General features: G+C 55.9%; 3 protein-coding genes and 4 tRNA genes. 6 read left to right on the forward strand and 1 reads right to left on the reverse strand.

Annotation, left to right across the window (positions count from 1 at the left end; all coding sequences use genetic code 11):
- The first annotated feature begins 256 nt into the window (after positions 1-256).
- Together murB and birA are read left to right on the forward strand one after the other, a co-directional pair.
- Positions 257-1,294 carry a UDP-N-acetylmuramate dehydrogenase gene (gene murB / locus BRD58_RS01145; protein ID WP_069578014.1) on the forward strand — a complete coding sequence of 346 codons (1,038 nt, stop codon included), beginning with the start codon at positions 257-259 and terminating at the stop codon, positions 1,292-1,294.
- Entirely contained in the window at positions 1,291-2,250 is a 960-nt protein-coding gene (gene birA / locus BRD58_RS01150; RefSeq protein ID WP_012847046.1) for a bifunctional biotin--[acetyl-CoA-carboxylase] ligase/biotin operon repressor BirA, read from the forward strand. Before murB ends, birA begins: the two co-directional genes overlap by 4 nt.
- 75 nt (positions 2,251-2,325) lie before the next feature.
- On the opposite strand, the gene coaA is transcribed toward birA, so the two are convergent.
- Positions 2,326-3,273, reverse strand: a complete 948-nt coding sequence (gene coaA, locus BRD58_RS01155; RefSeq protein ID WP_012847047.1) for a type I pantothenate kinase — start codon at positions 3,271-3,273, stop codon at positions 2,326-2,328.
- A gap of 430 nt (positions 3,274-3,703) precedes the next feature.
- Between coaA and BRD58_RS01160 the strand changes: the two genes are divergently transcribed.
- From BRD58_RS01160 to BRD58_RS01175, 4 genes are all read left to right on the forward strand, one after another.
- A tRNA-Thr gene (locus tag BRD58_RS01160) sits at positions 3,704-3,779 on the forward strand.
- A 21-nt stretch (positions 3,780-3,800) separates the two neighbouring features.
- Positions 3,801-3,885: transfer RNA gene (locus tag BRD58_RS01165), tRNA-Tyr, on the forward strand.
- Positions 3,886-4,009: 124 nt separating this feature from the next.
- Positions 4,010-4,084, forward strand: a tRNA-Gly gene (locus BRD58_RS01170).
- Positions 4,085-4,091: 7 nt separating this feature from the next.
- A tRNA-Thr gene (locus tag BRD58_RS01175) sits at positions 4,092-4,167 on the forward strand.
- Positions 4,168-4,339: the final 172 nt, after the last annotated feature.

Here is a 4,339-nt window from a genome sequence, read left to right on the forward strand (position 1 = left end):
ACAGCATCCCCACCGTCAACGGCCGTGGAACAGGACGGGGCGTCGAGGAAGCGACGTCTGAAAGCCGGGGGCCTTGGGTTTATCCGCCCGGCGGCTTTTTGCCTTACCGTGGGATATCCAGTGTATCTATCCCTGGCGTCCTGCTGTGGACTGGCCCGTCCGCTGAAATTCCGCTATCCATACTGATTTATCCACGGTATAGCGCAGATAATCGGGTAGACTAGAGACTGTTTAGTCAGGATGAGATAGCCGTTTCATGTCCAAGCACCTTACATCACTTACCGAATTTACCACCTTCGGTCTTCCTGCTCGGGCCGAGCAGATCCTTACTGCGGACAGTAGCGCTGCGCTTCTGTCCCATTGGCAGGCTGCGACGGCGCGCCGACAGCCGGTTCTGATTCTGGGCGGCGGCAGTAATGTCCTGTTCATGGAGGATTTTGCCGGCAGCGTGATCCTTAATCGTATTCCCGGGATCCAGGTTGATGAGGATGAGGAGAGCTGGCATTTACACGTGGGGGCCGGTGAAAACTGGCACGATCTGGTGTGCTATACCCTGGATCACGGAATGGCGGGTCTAGAGAATCTGGCGTTGATCCCAGGCTGCGTAGGCTCTGCTCCCATCCAGAATATCGGTGCCTACGGCGTAGAGCTACAGCATGTCTGTGACTACGTCGACGCGATGGATCTGCGCAATGGCACTCTGCAGCGTCTGCCCGCCGCCGCGTGTGGCTTTGGCTATCGAGAGAGCATTTTTAAACATCGCTATCGCGATGGGTATGCGATCGTCGCCGTGGGATTGCGCCTGAGCAAACGCTGGCAGCCGATGCTTAGCTACGGTGATTTGACTCGTCTTGATGCGATGACCGCGACACCGCGGGCCGTATTTGACGCGGTCTGCCATATGCGTAGAACCAAGTTGCCCGATCCGGCGCAGCAGGGTAACGCGGGGAGCTTCTTCAAGAATCCGGTGGTGAGCGCAGAGGCCGCCGAGGCTATCCGTGCGCGCTATCCACAGGCGCCCTGCTACCCGCAGGAAAATGGCGAGGTGAAGCTGGCGGCAGGCTGGCTCATCGATCGCTGTGAGCTTAAGGGATATCAGATCGGCGGTGCGGCGGTGCACCGTCAGCAGGCGCTAGTGCTGATTAATCAGCATCAGGCTAGCGCCCAGGATGTTATCGCGCTGGCGCGCTATGTGCGTCGTCGGGTTGGCGAGGCGTTTTCTGTGTGGCTAGAGCCCGAGGTCCGCTTTATCGCCGCTCAGGGCGAGGTTAACGCCGTTGAGGTACTGTCATGAAAGATATTACGGTTCCACTGAAACTGATTTCGCAGCTGGCCGATGGCGATTTTCACTCCGGTGAGCATTTAGGTGAGTCGTTGGGCATGAGCCGAGCGGGGATCAATAAGCATATTCAGACCCTGCGCGACTGGGGTATTGATGTATTTACCGTTCCCGGGAAAGGTTACTGTCTGCCGACGCCCATGCAGCTGCTGAATGCGGATACGATCGGCACCTTGCTGCCCCAGGGGCGGGTAACGGTACTGCCGGTGGTGGATTCCACCAATCAGTACCTGCTGGAGCGAATTGGCGAGTTGGCTTCCGGCGACGCCTGCGTTGCCGAGTATCAGCAGGCTGGACGCGGGCGCCGCGGCCGTCACTGGTTCTCACCCTTCGGCGCTAATCTGTATCTCTCCATGTACTGGAAGCTGGAGCAGGGGCCGGCCGCCGCAATGGGGCTGAGCCTGGTGATCGGGATCGTCATGGCGGAGGTCTTGCAGGCGCTGGGTGCCGCCGGTGTTAAGGTCAAGTGGCCGAATGACCTCTACCTTAACGATCGTAAGTTGGCCGGTATTCTGGTTGAGCTGACGGGAAAAACGGGCGATGCGGCGAATATTGTGGTCGGCGCCGGGATCAACCTGATGATGCGCAATCCGGATACCAGCGTCGTGGATCAGCAGTGGATCAATCTGCAGGAGGCCGGGGTCAACATCGATCGAAATCAGCTGGTAGCCTGCCTGCTGAGCCGCCTGCGCAGTACGCTGGCCGATTTTGAGGTGCGCGGTTTATCACCGTTTATCGCTCGCTGGCGGGCGCTGGATAACTTTATTGACCGTCCGGTACGGCTGATCATCGGGGAGCAGGTGATTCACGGTATTGCACGAGGCATCGATGCTCAGGGCGCGCTACTGCTGGAGCGCGACGGCGTTATCACCCCTTTTATCGGTGGTGAGATCTCCTTACGCGCAGGCTGAGCGGGCGTATCTGCCGAAGGCGGGGGAGCGCTGGCTCCCCCCGACGATTTTTGCCGCCGCGCGCCGTGGGGCTACCTATTTGCGCAGACGGACGCTCTCAATGGCGTGATTGCTGCCCTTGGTCATGATGAGGCTGGCTCGCTCGCGGGTTGGCAGAATATTTTGGCGCAGGTTTAATCCGTTAATTTCATTCCATAGCCCGGTGGCAATCGCGATGGCCTCAGACTCCGGCAGCTGTGAGTAATGATGGAAGTAAGAGTCCGGGTTGGAGAAGGCCCCTTCGCGGAACTTGAGAAAGCGGTTGATATACCAGGCCTGCAGCTGATGCTCATCAGCATCAACATAGATGGAGAAGTCGACAAAGTCGGATACGAATACCCGGTGCGGATCGTGTGGATAGTCCATCCCGCTTTGCAGCACGTTCAATCCTTCCAAGATCAGAATATCGGGTTGCTCAATCACCTTACGGCTGTCCGGGATCACATCGTAAATCAGGTGAGAGTATTGGGGGGCGGTCACCCGCGGCACGCCTGATTTTATATCTGAGACAAACTTCACCAGACGGTGCATATCGTAGGATTGGGGAAAGCCTTTCTTTTTCATCAGCCCCCGCTCCTGCAGTACTTTATTGGGATGCAGGAATCCGTCGGTGGTGATCAGTTCGACCCGGCGGTGCTCTGGCCACTGGCTAAGCAGCGCCTGCAATACGCGGGCCGTCGTGCTCTTGCCGACCGCGACGCTGCCTGCAATGCCGATAATATAGGGGATGCGTGGGCTATGGGTGCCGAGGAACTTTTCCAGCACGGCCTGTCGACTGACGCTGGAGCTGAAATAGAAATTCAGTAAGCGTGAAAGGGGCAAATAGATCTGGGCAACCTCATCCAGCGAGAGATCTTCATTTATCCCTTTGAGACGGGCAATCTCTTCTTCGGTGAGAGTTAACGGGACGGAATTACGCAATGCCGCCCACTGGTGGCGATCAAACTGCAGATAGGGGGTCGCCAGGGATTGCTCTTTCTTCATATGCCTGTGTCTGCCTGTCAGCGCGGGATGGAAACGGCGCGGACGCCAACTCCAGAGAAAACGAGTCGCTTATTATAGACAGCTTCGGTTGGGGCGCAGCGCTTTTTTCCAAAAGTTGTTTCAATCTACGTGATGGTTTGTATGCGATCAAGCCATCTGTCGTCGCGAGGCGCGTTATCTACATCGGAGCGTCAGTTTCCGTGGCGTTATGCGTTGCGGGGAAAAGTTGGCACAATGGACTTTCTTCTGGCGGTGGATTGGATTATTCTTTAGCGCGATGTGCTGCGGCGAACGGAAATCAGTCGCTTCTTGATCGAGGCGCAGAGGCGTGAATTCGTCTGTTCTGCGTGTTTTATGAGCGAAGAAGCGTAAAATCGAATTTTTTTGTTGCATAGCTGACGATCACTACCTAGAATGCGCGCTACTTGATGCCGGCTTAGCTCAGTAGGTAGAGCAACTGACTTGTAATCAGTAGGTCGCCAGTTCGATTCCGGCAGCCGGCACCATCAAGTAAGACAATCCGGTGTGGTGGGGTTCCCGAGCGGCCAAAGGGAGCAGACTGTAAATCTGCCGTCTCAGACTTCGAAGGTTCGAATCCTTCCCCCACCACCATTTATTCAGCCTTAGCAATAGGGCTTGGGGTGTAAGCAGTCGGTACATTCCAGAATACAGCGGCACGCGCAGCAACGGCGTCCGGTGTAAACTCTACAGAACAATCAGGTAGCCGGGTTCAGGTGCGGGCATCGTATAATGGCTATTACCTCAGCCTTCCAAGCTGATGATGCGGGTTCGATTCCCGCTGCCCGCTCCAAACATGTGCTGATATGGCTCAGTCGGTAGAGCGCACCCTTGGTAAGGGTGAGGTCCCCAGTTCGATTCTGGGTATCAGCACCATCTCTCTTTTCCCCCTTCTGGTTTCTCTGTAATAAATTTCAGCAAGCATATAAACAGCCATTTAGCGTTATTTGCTTGGTTGATGTGGTGATATCACCGATTTATCCGTGTATTAGAGGGACAATTAATGTCTAAAGAAAAGTTTGAACGTTCAAAACCGCACGTTAACGTC

The sequence above is a fragment of the Edwardsiella piscicida genome (genome assembly GCF_001896205.1).
In the GTDB taxonomy this organism is placed as follows: Bacteria; Pseudomonadota; Gammaproteobacteria; order Enterobacterales; family Enterobacteriaceae; genus Edwardsiella; species Edwardsiella piscicida.